At 66.0% G+C, this 17405-nt stretch carries 14 protein-coding genes; 3 read left to right on the top strand and 11 right to left on the bottom strand.

Annotation, left to right across the window (positions count from 1 at the left end; all coding sequences use genetic code 11):
- Nucleotides 1–59: 59 nt before the first annotated feature.
- On the top strand, nucleotides 60–839 hold the full coding sequence (locus O7614_RS04720) for a DUF3883 domain-containing protein (RefSeq protein WP_278137267.1): 780 nt from the start codon (nucleotides 60–62) through the stop codon (nucleotides 837–839).
- Between the two features lie 392 nt (nucleotides 840–1231).
- Nucleotides 1232–2680 carry a PIN-like domain-containing protein gene (locus tag O7614_RS04715; protein ID WP_347404333.1) on the top strand — a complete coding sequence of 483 codons (1449 nt, stop codon included), beginning with the start codon at nucleotides 1232–1234 and terminating at the stop codon, nucleotides 2678–2680.
- A 507-nt stretch (nucleotides 2681–3187) separates the two neighbouring features.
- On the opposite strand, the gene O7614_RS04710 is transcribed toward O7614_RS04715, so the two are convergent.
- The 9 genes from O7614_RS04710 to O7614_RS04670 all read right to left on the bottom strand — a co-directional run bounded on the left by O7614_RS04710 (nucleotide 3188) and on the right by O7614_RS04670 (nucleotide 12880).
- Nucleotides 3188–4117, bottom strand: a complete 930-nt coding sequence (locus tag O7614_RS04710; protein WP_278137265.1) for a hypothetical protein — start codon at nucleotides 4115–4117, stop codon at nucleotides 3188–3190.
- 140 nt (nucleotides 4118–4257) lie between these two features.
- The gene (locus tag O7614_RS04705; RefSeq protein WP_278137264.1) at nucleotides 4258–5781 is read right to left on the bottom strand and encodes a hypothetical protein; all 1524 of its coding nucleotides are present in this window, start codon (nucleotides 5779–5781) and stop codon (nucleotides 4258–4260) included.
- 184 nt (nucleotides 5782–5965) lie between these two features.
- Nucleotides 5966–6610: a hypothetical protein gene (locus O7614_RS04700; RefSeq protein WP_278137263.1), complete on the bottom strand. Its 645-nt coding sequence runs from the start codon at nucleotides 6608–6610 to the stop codon at nucleotides 5966–5968.
- On the bottom strand, nucleotides 6595–7050 hold the full coding sequence (locus tag O7614_RS04695; protein ID WP_278137262.1) for a hypothetical protein: 456 nt from the start codon (nucleotides 7048–7050) through the stop codon (nucleotides 6595–6597). The genes O7614_RS04700 and O7614_RS04695 overlap by 16 nt, the downstream gene beginning before the upstream one ends.
- A gap of 243 nt (nucleotides 7051–7293) precedes the next feature.
- Entirely contained in the window at nucleotides 7294–10293 is a 3000-nt protein-coding gene (locus O7614_RS04690; protein ID WP_278137261.1) for a hypothetical protein, read from the bottom strand.
- 85 nt (nucleotides 10294–10378) lie between these two features.
- The gene (locus O7614_RS04685; protein WP_104115817.1) at nucleotides 10379–10795 is read right to left on the bottom strand and encodes a hypothetical protein; all 417 of its coding nucleotides are present in this window, start codon (nucleotides 10793–10795) and stop codon (nucleotides 10379–10381) included.
- Nucleotides 10767–11924, bottom strand: a complete 1158-nt coding sequence (locus tag O7614_RS04680) for a nucleotidyltransferase (RefSeq protein ID WP_208635351.1) — start codon at nucleotides 11922–11924, stop codon at nucleotides 10767–10769. The genes O7614_RS04685 and O7614_RS04680 overlap by 29 nt, the downstream gene beginning before the upstream one ends.
- Before the next feature lie 4 nt (nucleotides 11925–11928).
- Nucleotides 11929–12381 (bottom strand): hypothetical protein, encoded by a 453-nt coding sequence (locus O7614_RS04675; protein WP_278142144.1) that lies wholly within the window; start codon nucleotides 12379–12381, stop codon nucleotides 11929–11931.
- Entirely contained in the window at nucleotides 12353–12880 is a 528-nt protein-coding gene (locus O7614_RS04670; RefSeq protein WP_278137260.1) for a patatin-like phospholipase family protein, read from the bottom strand. The genes O7614_RS04675 and O7614_RS04670 overlap by 29 nt, the downstream gene beginning before the upstream one ends.
- Nucleotides 12881–13082: 202 nt before the next feature.
- On the opposite strand from O7614_RS04670, the gene O7614_RS04665 reads away from it, so the two are divergent.
- Nucleotides 13083–14114, top strand: coding sequence for an XRE family transcriptional regulator (locus O7614_RS04665; protein ID WP_278137259.1), 1032 nt, complete (start codon nucleotides 13083–13085; stop codon nucleotides 14112–14114).
- A 205-nt stretch (nucleotides 14115–14319) separates the two neighbouring features.
- Here O7614_RS04665 and O7614_RS04660 read toward each other — a convergent pair whose 3' ends face one another.
- Both O7614_RS04660 and O7614_RS04655 read right to left on the bottom strand, forming a co-directional pair.
- Nucleotides 14320–15510 carry an IS110 family transposase gene (locus O7614_RS04660; protein WP_278137258.1) on the bottom strand — a complete coding sequence of 397 codons (1191 nt, stop codon included), beginning with the start codon at nucleotides 15508–15510 and terminating at the stop codon, nucleotides 14320–14322.
- 348 nt (nucleotides 15511–15858) lie between these two features.
- Nucleotides 15859–17103: an IS256 family transposase gene (locus tag O7614_RS04655; protein WP_278137257.1), complete on the bottom strand. Its 1245-nt coding sequence runs from the start codon at nucleotides 17101–17103 to the stop codon at nucleotides 15859–15861.
- Nucleotides 17104–17405: the final 302 nt, after the last annotated feature.

Genomic DNA, 17405 nt, shown 5'->3' with positions numbered 1-17405 from the left:
CGCGCCGCGATGTCGCAGACTGGGTCGGTGCCGCCAGTGCCCAAGGTGGCTTCATAGCGGTGGCCACGGATTTGACAACGCATGCGGAGCGCCTGCTGGCGGTCGGGCTCGCCAAGCAAACCAGGTCGATTGTTCTAGCGCCTCCGCTCGCCGGGATCGCGAGCATAGCTAACAGTGCAACCTTGCGTCATATTGCCCGGGTGCTGTTGACCTACGACGAGCCTTCCTGGCTGCGCCTCGCGGTGTCGCCCCACCGCGTTTCCCGCGAGTACATCCCTACAAATGTCTTGCGCGACTTGGAATGGCTTGATCCCGAGCTTGACGACATACTTCTGGACGTCGTCCGCTCAGTGAGCCCTTCCCGTGAGTCCGAGTTCGCTAAGCGAATGGGCGATGCCGCCGAGGCGGTTATCCTGGCGGCGCTGCGAGCCGACGGCCGGAATCCCACCCACGTGGCGCCCATCTCCGATACATTTGGCTATGACATCGAGTGCAGCGGCCCGCCCGCGCTTCGCGTCGAGGTCAAAGGTTGCAGCGTCAACAGCCGCGGCACTTTTCACTTGAGCCGTAATGAGTACAACAAAAGCGTCGTTTATGGTGACGAGTGGATTCTCACTCAGGTCGTCTTCAAAAGCGAGGCTTTTGTCGCGTCGGTTCTTAAACCAGCGCATATCGCTGGCGTCTTCGAGGTCAGCGCTCAGGATGTCGCTTCGGTGGTTCCATCGGATACTACTGAGTTTACATGGACCGAGTCGGCGGTGATCACCCCACTGCCTACTGCGTGGCGTCCAGTCTCCTTTTCCCTCGCTGACTTCACCATGCCAGGCCTCGCACGCTGACTCGGATGAGCCACCATAGGCGGACCAATTCTCCGCACCTCAAGCTTGCGGCGAACCGATCAGACGCCTCTGATCTGAGTCATGGCGGTGCGGCAGTATTTGAACCTGCGCCGCTGCTGGGACCGTCTGCGTGCAACTCAGCGTTGACTGGTCATTATCGTGCCAGTTGGCACAGGTAGCGCTGCGCTGGGCGACCTGCCGGTATCCGAAGGCGCTCAAACTGCAATAGTCAGAGTTGATGCGATATCGAAGTCACCATGACCAACCATAGTCGGCCGACGCCCTACTTCTGCTCGCAGAAGCGAGGCCTCAATAGGAGGCTACCTAGTGCGCCGCATCGGGTCGACACGCATCGACGCAGGCTCGACGGCAAGCTTGGAGAAGCGTAGTTTGTGCCCGTGAGCGACTCACTCGGCACCCCCGATCCAGGCAAGCTAGGACTTCATCAGGCCTTCCGCTCCTGGACAAATCCGGACGTAGGGGGCCCTTCCTTTGGCGGCTTGGTTGTTTTAGATGCAAGTGCTCTGCTTCACCTGTACAGAGTGACCAGAGCAGCAAGAGAGCAGGTGTTTGCGACTCTCAAGAATGTCGAGGATCGCCTGTGGGTTCCGCACCAAGCTGCGACCGAGTTCCACCGGAACAGGCGGGGGGTGGTCGAAGGCAAGATGGCTCAGTTTCGGGATATGCGATTGACGCTTGCGCAGGCCAGTGCCGTTGCTGTGTCGAATCTGAAGAAGTCAGTTCAGCGCCTGGTTGAATTTAGGCAGTACAACATGGCAGGCAGAGATTGGGCCCCACAAGAACATGGACTGGACGAGAAGTCCATTCACGACAGGCTTGTCGGTCTCATGGATTCGGCTTTGGCGGAGCTGAAGGCGTTGCAGGAGGAACATGACATCGGTCCCGGCGATATCGGGAACGAAGATCCGATACTTCAGCGGCTCGACCTCCTCACGCGAGGCAGGATAGGGAAGCCGTACTCGCAGCCACAACTGACGAAAATCGTTAGCGAAGCTATCGATTTCCGCTTCCCAAACGAAATTCCTCCTGGCTACAAGGATGCGGGGAAAAAGTCTCCGTATGGCGCTGCAGGCGATTACGTTTTCTGGAGGCAGGTTCTCGATCGAGCTTCCGAGGAGCCTCGGCATAACCTAATTACCTTGGTGACGAATGACGTCAAAAGCGATTGGTGGATTTTCGACAAAAACGGGGAGCCGATAAGCCCTCGCCCCGAACTTGGCCAGGAAATGTTTGAGTGCACAGGCGCGCAATTGCGTCTGTTGACCCTTTCTGGGTTGCTTGGAACGGCGGCTGCCAAGTTCCCGGGCAGCGTCAGTGTTGAGACGGTGCGTTCAGTTCGTAGGTCGGAGACAATGACACGGATTGCCGAGACGGTGAGCGTTTTGCGCGCTACCGATAGCGAACCGCTGGACTCTGATTTGCAATCTCTGCCACCATTTGTGTTTGAACAGCTTGTTCTGGCACTTCTAATCGCGATGGGATATCAGGACGTCGAGCCGGTCGTAGATAGCTCAACTTCGGGCTATAGCGTTCGAGCGGCGCATCCTCATTCGAATCTCGCCAGCGGTATCACTCTAGTGGCGATCGAACGTGGCTCAGAGCCGATTGAAAGCGAGAGTATTCACGCACTCGTGAAGGCAATGCAAAAGCATGCGGCCGAGTCTGGGATGGTGGTGACCACAGGCGAGTTTTCAGAGACGGCTAAGAAGGCTATCGGCGCGTGGGATGTACAGTTGATTGATGGTCGGCGGTTGCTGAAGCTGCTGCATGAGTTGCTAGAAATAGGGGCTACCATCTCAACGCTCTCCGAGGAGGAGTGAGTGCTCCAGCGTTCAATTGCATGGTCGACAGCTGCGGCCTCCTGCTGCGCCGGGTCCACGCCTGCCGCTATCGCCTGCTAGTCGGCACCAATGCTGTCGATGAGTGACACCGCACTACCCTGCCGCGAGTCCATGCGAACTGTGGCATCGTAGAAACGGGTGCCGCTGGAACACGACCAATGTGCAGATCACCGCCCGGGCGGTGGCCGCCGGCTTCGCCGGCGTCACCGTGGAGTTGGCTCACACACGAGAACTGCTCGGGCAAGCCCGCTCCCGGGCTGACAGCAGCTAGTGGGGCCCTCTGGTGCGGCACCGCGGTCGCTCAGCGCCGAGCCGCAACAGCCGTCGCCGTCGCCGTCGCCGGAGGGGATGGTCGCCGCGCTCACGCTGGTCGTAGCCGCGCTGACCGCCGTCGACGACTAGTTCTGCAGCCGGATCCGCAGTCGCTGGCACGCGACGGCTGGTTATGGCGGCGTTGCAGCGAGGACAGCGTCGTCCGGCGAGGTTTTACCACCAGCGGTGCCTGACCTTGATCTCGCGTACGGGTATCTCGGAGGGGTGTAGGGGGCGTTCGACCACGGGGCGGATCGTGTGGGGTGTGATGCGGTCGCGTTCGTGTTCCTCCGCGAACCGGGCAGCCTGATCGTGTTCGCCGAGGTTGTCCAAGGCCTTGAGGAGGTCGGTTACCAGGATGTCGAGGCGGTGGGTTTCGGCTTCGGCGGCGAGGAACCGTTCGTGGTGGGTGACTGCTCGGTGGCCGCACCACTGGCGTAGTAGCTCGTGACGGGGCCGGTCGTGGCGGCGGTACCAGTCGTACTCCCATTCCGGTGTCGTCGACCGGCTGTCGCGGCCGACGCGGTGCTCATCGCCGAACTTGCATTTGCGGCGGGACTGGGCTTCCTGCTCGATGACGAGGTCGAGGACCTGGGTCGGATGGGCATGGCACGCGGCCTCGACCAGGTGGAGGGTGCCGGCCGGTGACAGGATGGTCCGGCCGTCGTGGTCGAACCATTCAGCCGAGGCGAGGATGTCGTCGACCGGGCCGTCGATGATCTCGCTCAGCCGGGCCCTGTCGTGGATGTCGGTGGCGCATGACACCGGGGACCAGAGCAGTTCGGCTACGTCTTCGCTGATCAGGAGGCCGAAGATCTCCTCGACGCAGGCTTCCTCTGTGTGATCGAGGCTCAGGTCGTCGATGCGTTGCCAGTTCGCCATCAGCGCATCGAAGCTCCCGACCTCGCTCCACGGCACCCGCAGCCGCGATCCGGGGACCTTCTCCACGCGTTCGTCGGGGTCGTCGAGGAATCTGATCTCGAGGCGGGCTCTGTTCTTCTTCGGCTCGACGGCCAGGATGCGGACGCGTTCGGACCGTGCGTGGTCCGACTGCCGGTACGCCCATTCGTCGCCGACGGTGAAGCGGGAGGGGTCGATTCTCATCCAGTCGTCCTTCGGGTGAGCGTCGCTTGTTGCGTGGTACCGGGTCATGGCGGCGGTTCGCGCCGCGATGGCGGCAGGTCCCGGCGCATGCTCGTGCGCATCCGGCCGGAGTGTGGTGGCGGTTGAGGGGTGGACGCACGTCAGGCGCCGCGGTCGAGCAGCCCGTGGTGCCACGATTCGGCCTGTCGGCGGATGCCGGCGTGGGCCTGACGGTCGTGATCAGGGCGGTGCTCCTTGCGTGCCCCGTGGGGGCTCCAGCCATTGAGGAGCGGGCGCAGGTCGTCGGGTCCGGGTTCGGGGTTGTAGTCGATGTCAGCTAGCACGCGGGGATTGCGGATGGGGTCGGCGGCGGCCCTGCCCCACGCGACCCAGCTGGCGAGGTACCCACCGGCGCGGGTCCGCCCCTCGGCCGCTTGTTCAAGGGCGGTGCAGAACGCGCGGATGCCGGCTGCGGTGGTCCACGCCTGGTAGGCGTGGCGGAAGGTTTCCGCGCGGATGTTGTCCGCGGCCTGGACGCGGGCGTCGGCCATCGCGGCGTGCCATTGGGCGAGGGTGGCCTCCTCCTGCCGTCTGCGCTCGGCCGCGGCTTCCTCCTGCCGCCGCCGGTGCTCGGCCGCGGCCTTCTCCCGCGCGGCTTCGGCTGCCCGCCGTTGCTGTTCGTCGGCGGTGACGCCAGCCTCGAACCCTTGGATGATCTGCGCGACGCGCTGTTCCAGACGTACGCGTGCGGTGTCGGTCCAGGTGTCCCGGTTGTCGTGTCCGGCCCGGGCAATCTCCAAGCGGAGCCTGCCGGAGTCGACGACGTCAAACTCCGCGGGTTTCATCCACGGCCGCAGGCGCAGCACCTTCAGCTCCTCGGCGGTGGGTTCGTGCAGGACCTGGTCGCGTTCCTCGGTCAGGGTGACCGTGCGTCGGACCTGCCCGGCCTGGAGGAACATCCGCGGGTGTTTCGCCTTGGTGTTGACCCCGAGCCGGTGCCCACGCCGGGCCGCCTCGCCGGCGAGCTGCCGGATCAGCAGCAACGCCCGGGGCAGTAGGTCCGGGCTGACGGCGAGGCTGGTCGGATCGGCTTCGAGGGCGCTGAACGCCAGATGCGGGTCGGTGGTGACACGTCGGGTGTTGAGCCGGATCCTGTTCCAGTCGGTCTCGTCCAGACCGGCGCCGGTGTATAAGCGGATGACGATGTCGCCGGCGTCGCGGCCAGTGTGGCGCAGATGGTGACCCGATGGCACAAGTCCCTGCTGCTTGAACGCGTGAATGATCCGGCGGTACCGGGCCCGCGTTTCACTGTCGGGACTCTCGATACGGACCATGCCGCCCTCGTGCTGTAGGCGGTCGAGCAGTTCGCGAGCCGATCGCAGCAGGTCCGCCGACGAAGCGCCGCCGGCGATGCCGCCGGGTGCCGGTGTTTCGGACCGCGGGAGGGAAGCACGATGGTCGGGATGATCGGGATGGTGGCCATGCTCAAGGTAGTAGCGACCGGCATCGGTCGAGGACGCCCTCCACACCCCTGCCTTGCGTGTCACCGTCACCAGGTTCCGGTCCTGGAGCGCACGCGCCGACCGGCGGTACTCGACGCCGTCCGAGCCGCTGAGGTCATCGCCGCCGTGGATCCGGCGAAGCAGGTCGAGCTGCCGCTCATTGAGCGAATCCCATCGCTGCACCACCCGACAGTAAGGGGCCCCGCGTACTCGATCGAGCTGGACACGGCCATATAGAGCAGTCCGGTCCGAAGAACGAATCGAACGTCTGGCTCCGCCTGAAACTGACCCATGGTTTCGGACCCCCGAACGAATGGGCCAAGGTTGAACCCGCGTTCACACCGAACAGGATCGGGGTGCCTGCGAACTACGAGCCTGCAGGCGGGCGGCCCCTCCACTCTTTTGGCCGGGAGAAGCGGATGGGCTCGTCGTGCGCGATCAGGCTGTGCGGTGTGATGAGCGGGGCGACGCTGGCTGCGAGTGCGGCGCCGACCTCGGCGGTGGAGGTGGTCAAGCCCTCGTGAAAGTGCGCCACGGCACGTCCCGCCCCTGCTACGAGGTCGGCGAGTTGGATCGACGGATGATTCGATGAGTCACCCCGTGCCAGCCCTCGTGGCCTGACGCCAGTCCAGAGGTATCGGAAGTCTGGGTGACCCGCCGTCATGGCCTTCCACAAGATGTCGATGCGGTCGTCGGTCAGAACCTTGTGGGCGTCCATGAGCAGGCTTGCCGGCCCGATTTGCCGTGACCACTCGTTGAGCACGGCGGGCATCGTCGGGATTAACGGTTCCATGGCCAGAAGGAAGTCCGGTTCGAGCATCGTCTTCTGCAGTTCATCAGCCTCAGCGCGGCACCGTAGCAGCATGCCCAGGATGTCCGTGATCGCTCGGCGATGCGATCGGCGTTCGGCAGCATCGAGTACCTGGAACAACTCTGCTACCTCGACCAACGCCTGTCCTCGGTTGCGGATGCCGGCGAAGCGGACGAACATTCTGATCACTTCGTCGAACATGGTGGCCCCAAGCGCCGCGGGCCCTCTTCGATCAGCTTCTGTGCGTACCGCCGAGCCTGGTCGTCCGCGTGCAGGTCCACCCCGTTCTCGTGCGCATACTCCTCAAGCAGCAAGTCAATGATCTTGGCTGTGACAAAGAACCGCTTGTCGATCATGAAGATGCTCACCCTGCCAGCAAGCATGCCGCCGGGCCTTAGCGCTCCGGCGAGCACCTCAAGTCGTCGCTGGTTACGGCCCCGGGCGAAGTGGCCGAACTTGAGCTCAGCGGCCTGCTCGATCCCGGCGTCGCGGCGCAGCAGGGCCAGCACCGTGTCGGCATCGCCGTCGTCGATGGCGACCGAACCGATGGTCATGTACGGCTCAGTGGGCTGAAAAAGGGCCTCGCCATCCCAGCCAGACTCGTCTGCGGCGATCCACCGGCCGTCCGGCCCGCCGTCCACGGTCAGGGTGTCGCGGGAATATCTGACGTAGGCAGGGCCAGATAGGCCACCGGGCGTGGCAGACCTACCCGGGACCGTAGGTGCCGACGAGTTGCCGTTGGGGCCGGTCGCTCTTGCTGTGCCGGGCGAAACTGCCACGCAGTCCATTCTGATGCCTTGGCGCAAGGTTGAGCACCCCGGAAAGGCGGAGCATCCCGGCCGAAGAGCGGCAGTCAATCGCAGCGTGGGGTCACGCTACTCGGACTATCTTGTCCGGCTGCACAGGGCGGAGCGGACGCTGTGGCAGGGGTCTTGGGCGAGCCGGTCACGCGCGGAGGACTGATAGTCCGCGACTTCGACGTTGGCGAGGGCCTTGGCAAGGGCTCGTCGGACGCGGACGTCAGTATCGGCGGCGAGCCGTGCCCCGGCTTGCGGCGGGTTGCCGTGCCGCGCCCAGAGGATTGCCGCGAGCGACCTGAGTGCCCACCCCTGCGCGACCAGGAATCCAACGTCGTCCTTCATTGCGTCACCGAGTTGTTGCAGGGCTCGCGTCGGCCAGTAGTCCGAGTTTTCGCCGGCTCTGAGAAGTGCGTACGCCTGGCGTCTGACCGCAACGCGTTGAGCGTCGTCGGTGGCTAGGCAGGCCGCGAGGAACAACGCGCGGTCACGGCTATCCTGGTCGGGGTTGGTGATCTGTAGGAATCCGAGCCGATGGTCGAACCGCTGATCAAATTCGTCGTGCTCAGACGGTGTAGGCGCGGAGGCACATCGCAGGGCGACCGGGAAGTGCTTGTCGCGGTCGTTGTCGTCGAGATGGTGAGCGAGATTGGACGCGGCGATCAGGTATTCCCCTCGGTCGCTAGAGCCGACGTGGGGGTCGTCGGCTCGCCGGAGGAGTTCCGCGACGGCTGGCTCCAGGCGCGTGGAGGGCATCGCACGAACGAGCAGCGAGTCGCCGACGGCGGTGGTTCCCGTGCTGTAGACGCCCGGCTGGTGGCTGAGTGGGGTAGTGAGGCGGCTCAACGCCTGCTCGACAACTTCCGGCGGGTTGGCTTCGGGATCGTGATAGGCGATCGTCTCCTGCGCCCACCCGTCATCTTCGGCGGCCAGCTCGGCGAGGTGAGGTTTCGCGATCTCGATGTAATGGTCGATAGCTTCCCGCGCGGCCTGGTTGCGAGATGACTGCGACCGGGCCAACAACGCCACCAAGTGCGGTATGGCTCGCTGGCTGAGTGCCGGCTGGTTGATTGCGATGCGCGCTACCGCTGTGGCTTCGTCCTCATCGTGGAGGCGATAGTGATTGACTTCTACCTGCGGCTGCCGCTCGAAGTGGGACAAGACCGTCTCGGCATGTTCAGACGTGAGGCGGTCGGAGATGCCGGCGAGAGCGCTCAGGGCTCCGCGGTAACGAGAGGTCGCGAAGGATCTGAGGTCGACAAGCTCGTGTGCTTCAGCGCCTGCGATCTCGGCGACGATGTGACCCGCTATCACCCTTACCATGCCGTCGGGAATCACGTCTGCCTGCTGAGAGATCAGCCGGTAGGCGGTACCGACGGTCCAGTAGTTGGGGGCGGACAGGTCGGCGGTGATGTCGATGAAGCTGCTGGAGCACGCCTTGCCTAGGTTCTTGATGGCTTCGACGTCGCCTGCGCGGGTGAGGTGGCGCGCGGCGGCCACCGGCTCGTCCGCCTCGATCAGCGCGGCGGCCAGGACTTGCCTGGCCTTGCCCTCTGCCACCCAGTCGCTGATCGCCACAGCGTCTCGCAGTGCTCGTTGGGCGGAGATCGCTGCGGAGCGCAGCTTGTGAACGCGTAGCCCTTCCAGAGCGTCCTCGTAGGCGCCCTCGGCAGTCGCGATGATGGGGCGAGTGGGCCCCATCTCGCGTAGCGCCGTTTGCAGCGGCAGCAGTTTGTCGCTTGTGAAGGGCTTCCAGCGGCTGCGGAAGGCTCGGCGGCTGAATGTCCAGGTTGCCGCGTCTGTCCAGCTTTGGGCGAGGCACGCGTCACCGGCTGCCTCGTCCCAGAGGGCTTCTGCCTCCTCGAATCTTTGATGTAGCGCACAGTGCCGCGCGTAGCGCGCTGTGACCAGGCCGCCGAGGGCGTGTCCGAGGCGGAGTTTCCGCGCGTCCTCGAGAAGGTTCGACCAGTCGCCGCTCGACTCGGCGACCAGCAGCCGCAGCCGCGTCTGGAGCACTCGGTCACTGGTCTCCGTTTCCGCCAGCGCGGCCAGCTTCTGCCGCTCGCGGGTCAGCCAGGCATGGTCGTCGTTCGCGAGTGCGGTCTCGCCGGCAAGGACGGCGAGTCGGACCTGGTCAGCGTGCTCACCGACGACCAGCACACGGGCTTCCGGCAAGGACGCCAGCGGGTCGAAATACAGGTCCATCGCCGCGTCGGCGACCTTCACCAACTCCACCGCTGGACCGTCGGGTGCCGCGTCGCGGGCGAGTTCGCGCAGTCGCCGTTGGCCGATCTGCGCAGTGGTGCTCAGCCCTCGGTCGAGGGCTGTCCAGATGTCATCCAGGATCCGCCGAGCCGCCTCGCCGACGCGACCGAGACCCGCCAGAAGGCGAGTACGCTCGTTTTCGTGCTGCTCGGCGTAGCTGGCAAATCCTGCTGCGCGCAGTTTTCCCTGAGCTTCTTCGATCAGAGCCAAGGCGCGCTCGGGCTCTTCCGACGCGGCGCGTGCCTTCCGGAGCAGGGCGGCTGCACCCGTTGTCTCCTCCGGTGTCCGGGCCAGAGCCTCCCGGATGGCTACCGCGTCGGCGGTCGGCACCCGCACGGGTTCCAGCTCGAACGGCAGGCAGAACGCCTCGGCTGTCGGGAGGCCGAAGAACTCGATGACGATCTCCGGTGCGCCGCGAAGGAGTCGGGACAGCTCCTGCCTGTCCCACAGGTCCAACGTGATCGGGTGAAATTCGGCCCGGAACTTAGCGAGATCCTCGACGACTTTGGTCGACGTGACCTCTCGACTCACGCCGATGATGAGCCGACTCACTTGGAACGGACGGGTCGTCGACCGGAACTTCGTCACAGCGGCTTTGAGCTCTGCCGGGCCAAACCGCTTGTAGCGCTTGCTCTGCAGTGCAACGCCGACCCCGTCCGGCGCGAGCGCGACAACATCCAGCCCGTACTGACTCTGGCCGCGCTCGCCGTAGATCTGCGCGTGACGCAGACCCTCGACATCGCGCATGACCCGCCACTGGATCCGTTCGAAGTTCTCCCAGGTGAGCTGGTCCAACGGCAGCGACTCGAGTTTCCCGAGCACGGGAGCGAAGGTGATGGCCGCAGGGCCGCGGTGCAGCCGAGAATCGAGCGGAACCGGGGTCCACGACCCTGTAGCTCCTAGCTGGCTATTGGCCTGCGCCGGCATGGGTGTGGCCACCTCCAGTCCATCGTCCAGTGACGAGCCAGATCTCATAGTGCATGAGCCACTCCGCGGCCCACGGTACGACCGTGGCGGCGAGGAACATGTCCTGCTTCCACTGGCCGGGGTAGTACAGGCAGAGCTCGTCGCCGGCGTAGACGTGCGGCAGTGCGGCAGCCCCTGGGTGCCGGGCGAGCGGCGGGTCGGTGACCATCACCTCGGGGCGTCGGCCGTGCCGATAGGTCAGCCGCACGGTGTAGATCTGGCTGGCCGGGGACGGTTGCAGGCGGATGATGCACGCCAGCTCACCACGGTGGACCGCACCGACGGCGTCCGGTAGCAGTGCGGTGATCGCGATGAGCTGACGGCGGAGGTTAACGGCGCGGGTCGGGGTGCTCGCCATGGAAGTGGTGGTCGCGGACCCGGGGGCCGGTGGTGGCGGTGGTGGTGAGCAGGCCGGTGGAGGTCATGCGCAGGGCCCCGGTCTCGCGGCTGTGGCGCATGCGGTCACCGTAACCCTCCACCGACTTGAACACAGGTCCGGCACTGAAGCCCTCGGACATGCGGGAAGCGATGACCTGGAGGCCCTTGCCCTGCAGGCCGGCGAGGTCGTCGAGCACGGTGACGATGTCCCGGTGCCAGGCGATGAAGGCCAGGCGCCGCTCGGGGTACTCGTTCCACTTGTCCGTAAAGTTCTCCTCCTCGTGCGCCGGGTTGGGCACCCACCATGTGCCGTGGCGGTTCTCGATGAAGGAGGTCATCCCGTCGAGCACGGCTCGGGTGCCGGTGAACAGGTCCTGCTCGCCGCGGTAGGCCCGGGCGGCGAGGGTAGTGATCAGGATCGACGGGGGCCGCTTGTCCGGGTCGTTCGCGAACCGCAGCATGCAGTGCCACTTGAGAACCTGGACGATGCGCTGCAGCGTGCTGCGGACCGTCCAGTCGGGCACGTCAGCGACGTTGAGGTGGCGCTTGGCCTCGACGAGGCTCCGGCCCTGTTCGCAGCGCCGCTTGAACCAGTCGGCGTAGCCGATCGGGTTGCTGTGCTGCCACTCGCGCAGGTTCTGGTCGGTCAGCAGGATGCCGGTGGGCGGGTGCTCGATGTCCGGGATGGTGGGCAGGACGTCGAGGTGGAAGCCGTGGTCTGGGTACTCGAGGGTCCAGCAGCGGCGGCGGGCCTCGCAGGACTTGGGGCCGTCGGTGTGGCCCTGCCGGGTCTTCCACCGCAGGTAGGCGTGGAGCATGTCGCCGAGCAACTGCTTGAGCTGGGCCTGGGTGATGTTCTCCTTGCGCCGCGGCACCCGGCAGACCAGGTCAATGTCGTACTCTCCCGTCCGGGTGGTCGGACGCACCACGGTGCCGAGCCGGAAGGATCCCTGGGGGTAGATGCGCCAGTCCGGCTCGCCGTGTTCGGCGAGCCAGGTGCCAACCTCCTCGTAGCGTTCGACGGCGAGCTGCTGCAGGTGCGGGGAGATGTCCAGGGTCTCCACCGCCCCGTCGAGGAGCATGGAGAGCATCTGCTCGATGGTGTCCATCGCGTCAGTCCTTCCGGGCCGGGTGGTACGGGACGTACGCCGGCGCGCGGTGGTCGGCGAAGCAGCGGTTGAAGCTCGGGGAGGCGGCGCGGCTCTCGTGGGCGGCCCGGCCGATGAGGTCGTCGGCGTCGACCTTGTCCAAGGCGAGCACCCCGGTTGGCACGGTCGGGTTGAGCCGGAGCACCCGGTCGTTGCTGAGGAAGTGGCGGACCTGCTTGATCGCGCTCTCGCTCTGCGCGCGCATCAGCACCTCGACGGCGTCGCGAGCCCACGGCAGAAGCCCTCCTCCGTCGAGGCGGCGGCTGCGGTGGCGCACGTCGGTGGTGGTGCCCAGGCTGAAGACCCGGATCGCGTCCAGCGGCAGGCCGAGCGGCCCGACGGCCTCGGTCAGGGCCACCATCGCCGGGTTGTTCGCCCAGACGCCTCCGTCAACCAGCCGGGTACCGCCCAGCGGCATGCCGGGCAGATAGGTCGGGGCGGCGGCGGTGGCCATGGCGACGTCGACGGCCCGTTCGCGCCAGTCCCGGGTCAGCTGCGGCAGGTGCGGGGTGCGGAACAGGTACACGTCGTCGGCGCCCCACGTTGTACGAGGTGATCACCAACCGCTTGGTGCTCTCGCCGAAGGTCCGCTCGCCCAGCACCTCGGTCAGCGCGGCGCGCAGCGGCCCGGCGGCGTACTTGGCACGTACCAGGTGCCGCAGGCCCCGCAACCGGCTGCGGTCACGAAAGACCCGCGGACCGAGGTCGGTGTAGAACTCGAGGATCTCGCGAGGTGTCATGCCCAACCCCAGGCCCAACGCGATGATGCCACCGGTCGACGTGCCGGCAATCAGGTCGAAGTGATCCGTGACCCGGATGCCGAGATCCTCCTCGAGCCGGGCCAGCACGGCTGCGGAGAACATCCCCCGCAACCCCCCGCCGTCCAGCGACAGGATCTGGAACCGCTGCGTCGTCACCCGCCGCCACCCGGTCTCGTCACCGTCACCACCGCGATCCGCCCTCCTCGACGATCATCAACTTTGGCCTCGTACTTAATATCACGACGTCCACTTCCGCGCGTGCTTCTACACTCGGAAGGTAACTGTTTCGCCGCGCCAACCGGGCACGACGCGCCGGATCAGCCACAATGCGGGAGTACAAGATCGGGTTGGGAGAGTCATGAGCACGTCGACGTTCGAACGGGGACGCCTGCGGGTGGCCCGCGAACTCGTCGGGCTCAGCCAGGCTCAGCTCGCTGCCGCCGTCGGCCTGACACCGGCGGCCATCAGCCAGTTCGAGAGCGGCGCAGCACGTCCCAGCCCGGAGAGCGTTCACGCCCTCAGCGCCACGCTGCAGGTGCCCACCGAGTTCCTCGCCCAGCCGTTGACCGAGACACACGAAGGCTTCTTCCGGTCGCTGCGCCGGACCGCAGTGGTAGACCGCCGTCGCGCAAGAGCGATCGCCCACGTCGCCCACGATCTAGCCCTCCACGCGACTCGGACCGGACACTTCGCCGGCGGCGACGTCCCCCGCATCCGCTCCAGCGGGCTCGACGCTCCCCGCAGCGAGATCGAGCGGATCGCCGACCAAGTCCGCAAGACATGGAACGTCCCCGCCGGCCCGATCACCGACGTCGTCCGGCTCCTCGAAGGGCACGGCATCGCCGTCATCCGACTCCCGCTCGGAACCGCAGACGTCGACGCCTTCTCACTGCCCTTCTCCGACCACCCAGTCGTCGTGCTCGGTACGGACAAAAATGACCGGTCACGCTCACGCTTCGACGCCGCTCACGAACTCGCCCACCTCGTCCTCCACGGCGAACAAATCTGGGGGATAAAAGAGGTCGAAACACAAGCGCACCAATTCGCTGCGGCATTCCTCATGCCAGCGGACGAGATCCGAAACCAACTACCAACCACAGTAGATTGGCCCAAGCTATTCGAGCTCAAGCGATGCTGGCAGGTGTCCCTAGCCGCCCTACTCATGCGCGCCCGCACCTTAGGCCGCATGACCGAAAGCACCTACCTCACAGCCATCAAGGCCTCCTCCGCCCGCGGATGGCGACGCCTCGAACCAGTCCCACTCGGACCACCTGAGACGCCATCACGCCTGCTCAGCTATCTGGAGGCCCCACACAGCAAGACCGCACGGGCAGCCCTACCGGCCCACATCATCGCCGGCATCACCACAGCCACAACATCTACCGAATAAAGAATCTGATCTTCAGCAAGCGAGCACAGCACCTGTCCGCTGCGACCCGCACACAAGGGGCAGAATAGATAAACCGCAGGCAGTCGGCCTGCGGACACAAATAGAGCACCGTTTTAGAGGAGTCTCCATGTGACTCCGGCTGATCTTGGTGGGCAGGGCGGAGCGGCCGGCGCGATGGGTTCGCGTCGGCGGCAAACAGGCTGGTTCAGGCTGCGGCGCGGATCGTTGGTGCCGGTCGGCTGAAGGTCTTGCGGTCGCGGATAAGCGCCCAGAGGACGTCGACGCGTCGTCGCGCGAGGGCGAGTATTGCTTGGCGGTGGTTCTTTCCTTCGGCCCGTTTCTTCTCGTAATAGGCACGCGACGTGGGGCATTCCCTGGCAGCGGTGAAGGCGGCCATCCACAGAACGTGCCGCAGCCTGCGGTGATAGCGGCGAGGCTGTCGATGGTTCCCGGAGACCGTTCCGGAGTCGCGGGAAACAGGTGCCAACCCCGCGTGCGCGGCCAGTTTCGCCGGACTGTCGTACTCGGTCATGCCGGCGGTGTGGACGAGCAGTTCGGCGGTGAGCAGCGCGCCCATGCCGCGCAGGCTCCCGATGATCGGCGCGAGGGGGTGCTGGTCGAGTTGGTCGGCGATGAGGTCGTCGACAGTGGCGATGCGTTGTTCGAGGGCGAGGATCTCGGTGGCCATCTGCCCGACGACCACGGCGGCGGCGCGTTGGCCGGGCAGGTTCACGGTCTGCTGCCGGGCGGCGGCGACCATCGCCTCGGCCACCTGGACGGCGTTCCTGACATGGCCGCGGCGGAGCAGGGCGGTGATCCGGTCGACGCCGGCGTGCCGGATTGCCGCCGGTGTCTGCCAGCAGGCCAGGACCATCATCGGTGCTTTGCGGTTGAGGTCGACCGCGCGTTCGAGGGCGGGGCTGATCCCGGTGAGGAGTTCCTGCAAGCGGAACAGGGTGGCGACGCGCTGGCCGACGAGGTCGGCGCGGTAGCTGGTCAGGACGGTGAGTTCGGCGAGGAGCCGGTCGGAGGGTTCCAGGATCGGGATGTCGGGGCGCATGCGGATGGTCTGGGCGATGACCACCGCGTCGCGGGCGTCGGTCTTGTTCTCTCCGGCGAACGCAGCGGCCATGTGGAACGCGACGGTGCCGGAGACGTAGCGGACCTGGACCTGTCGGCGCCAGAGCAGAGTCAGCAGCAGCGCGGACAGGCCGGTGGTGACGTCGACCGCCCAGCAGACCGGACGGCCGTGCGTCGACACCTCGGCCATGACGGTGAGCAGGGAGGTCTCGTCGTTGGCGACCCGACGGGAGTAGACGAGCCGGCCGTCGCCGTCGACGGCGGCGACGTGGTGGTGGGTCTTGCCGATGTCCACGCCGATCCACAGCCTCGCCACCGTCGTTCTTCCCTTCGTTGAGGAGTCTTTCCGGATGCCCTGGTCTGTGGGTTCGGGTTTGCCGGCACCTTCTAACGATGCGAACGCGGGTCGCGGGTCTCCATCAGCGGTCTACCGAATCTCACAGACGGCGAGGCGGCGGGTGACATCTCCTACCGTGAGCCAAGCGATCTCGGCGAAACACACGCAGCCATACCCGCCACTTCCTGGGCTTCAGGGTCTACGGCCGCCAAGGCCGCGCCCGTTCAACCCAGCGCGCCCGCGAGGCGGGAGTGGGTGGCACCTCGAGGCTCGGTCACGTCCGCGCTGGTGGTGTAAGAGACGGCCATCGCGGGATCCGGTTTGATGTTATGCGGTGATCGGTGCCGTGTCGGTGTGGTCGGTGTCGTGTTGGTGGGTGTCGATGGTGATCGTGCGGGCTTTGGCGAGGAGTTCCAGGCCCATGTAGCGGCGTCCTTCGGTCCATTCGTCGGTCTGCTCGGCCAGGACGGCGCCGACGAGGCGGATGATCGCTGGGCGGTTGGGGAAGATCCCGACGACGTCGGTGCGGCGGCGGATCTCCTTGTTCAGCCGCTCTTGGGGGTTGTTCGACCAGATCTGGCGCCAGATCTCGCGGGGGAAGCCGGTGAAGGCCAGGAGGTCGTCGCGCGCCTGATCGAGATGCTCAGCAGCGGCGGGAAACTTCGCCTCGATCGTGGCCACGACCCGGGCGAACTGGGCGTGGACGGCGTCGGCGTCGGGCTGGTCGAAGATCGTGCGGACCAGGGTGGCGATCCAGGGCTGCGCGGACTTCGGCACCTTGGTCAGAAGGTTGCGCAGGTAGTGGGTGCGGCACCGCTGCCAGCAGGCGCCGGGTAAGGCCGCCCCGATCGCGGCCACGAGACCGGCGTGGGCATCGGAGATGACCAGGCGAACACCGGACAGGCCGCGGGCGGTCAGCGACCGCAGGAACGCCAACCAGCCGGCGCCGTCCTCGTCGGAGGCCACGTCGAGGCCCAACACCTCACGCCCGCCGTCGGCGTTGACCCCAACGGCGATCAGCGCGTGGACATTGACGGTGCGGCCGTGCTCGCGGACCTTCATCGTGAGCGCGTCCATCCACACGAACGTGTAATGCTCGGAATCGAGGGGTCGGTTGCGGAACGCCTCGACCTGGGCGTCCAAATGCGTGGCCATCTCCGAGACCTGCGACTTCGACAACTGCCGGATGCCGAGCTGCTCGACCAGCTTCTCCACCCGCCGGGTCGACACCCCGAGCAGATACGAGGTGGCCACGACCGAGACCAGGGCCTGCTCGGCCCGCCGCCGGTGCGTCAGCAGCCAGTCCGGGAAGTAGGAGCCGTGGCGCAGCTTCGGGATCGCCAGGTCGATCGTCCCGGCCCGGGTGTCCCACTCCCGGGACCGGTAGCCGTTGCGGGAGTTCACCCGCTCGTCGCTGCGCTGCCCATACCCAGCGCCGCAGACCGCGTCCGCCTCCGCAGACATCAACGCCTGCGCAAACGCCTTGACCATCGCCTGCAACACGTCCGGCGACGCGCCCTCGATCTGCTCGCGCAGCAGGTCAACAGGGTTCACACTCTCAGATGCGGCCATCGCGTTCCTCTCCTTCATGACTTGGTCGTCTCGAAGGATCACGCGATGGCCGTCTCCTATCTACGCAACACGCCCATCACGGGCAAGTCGTACACCACTCCCGTGGACGCAACCCGAGGCGCGCTCAGCCACGATCACGGCGGAACACACACAGCCATCCCTATTCCCGGCCCCGCGGGCACGGCAGCGTCAGCCTGTCGCCGTTGCCGGCCGGCACCACGGACACGATGTGCGAGCCCGCGTGTCAACGCCGGCCGAAGGTTCCACGCGGCGTCGACAGGCTGCGCGCTCCCAGGCGTGGA

Origin of the sequence: Micromonospora sp. WMMD961 (assembly GCF_029626145.1) — a bacterium.
GTDB lineage: Bacteria > Actinomycetota > Actinomycetes > Mycobacteriales > Micromonosporaceae > Micromonospora.
This window is presented reverse-complemented; position numbering and strand designations above follow the sequence as displayed.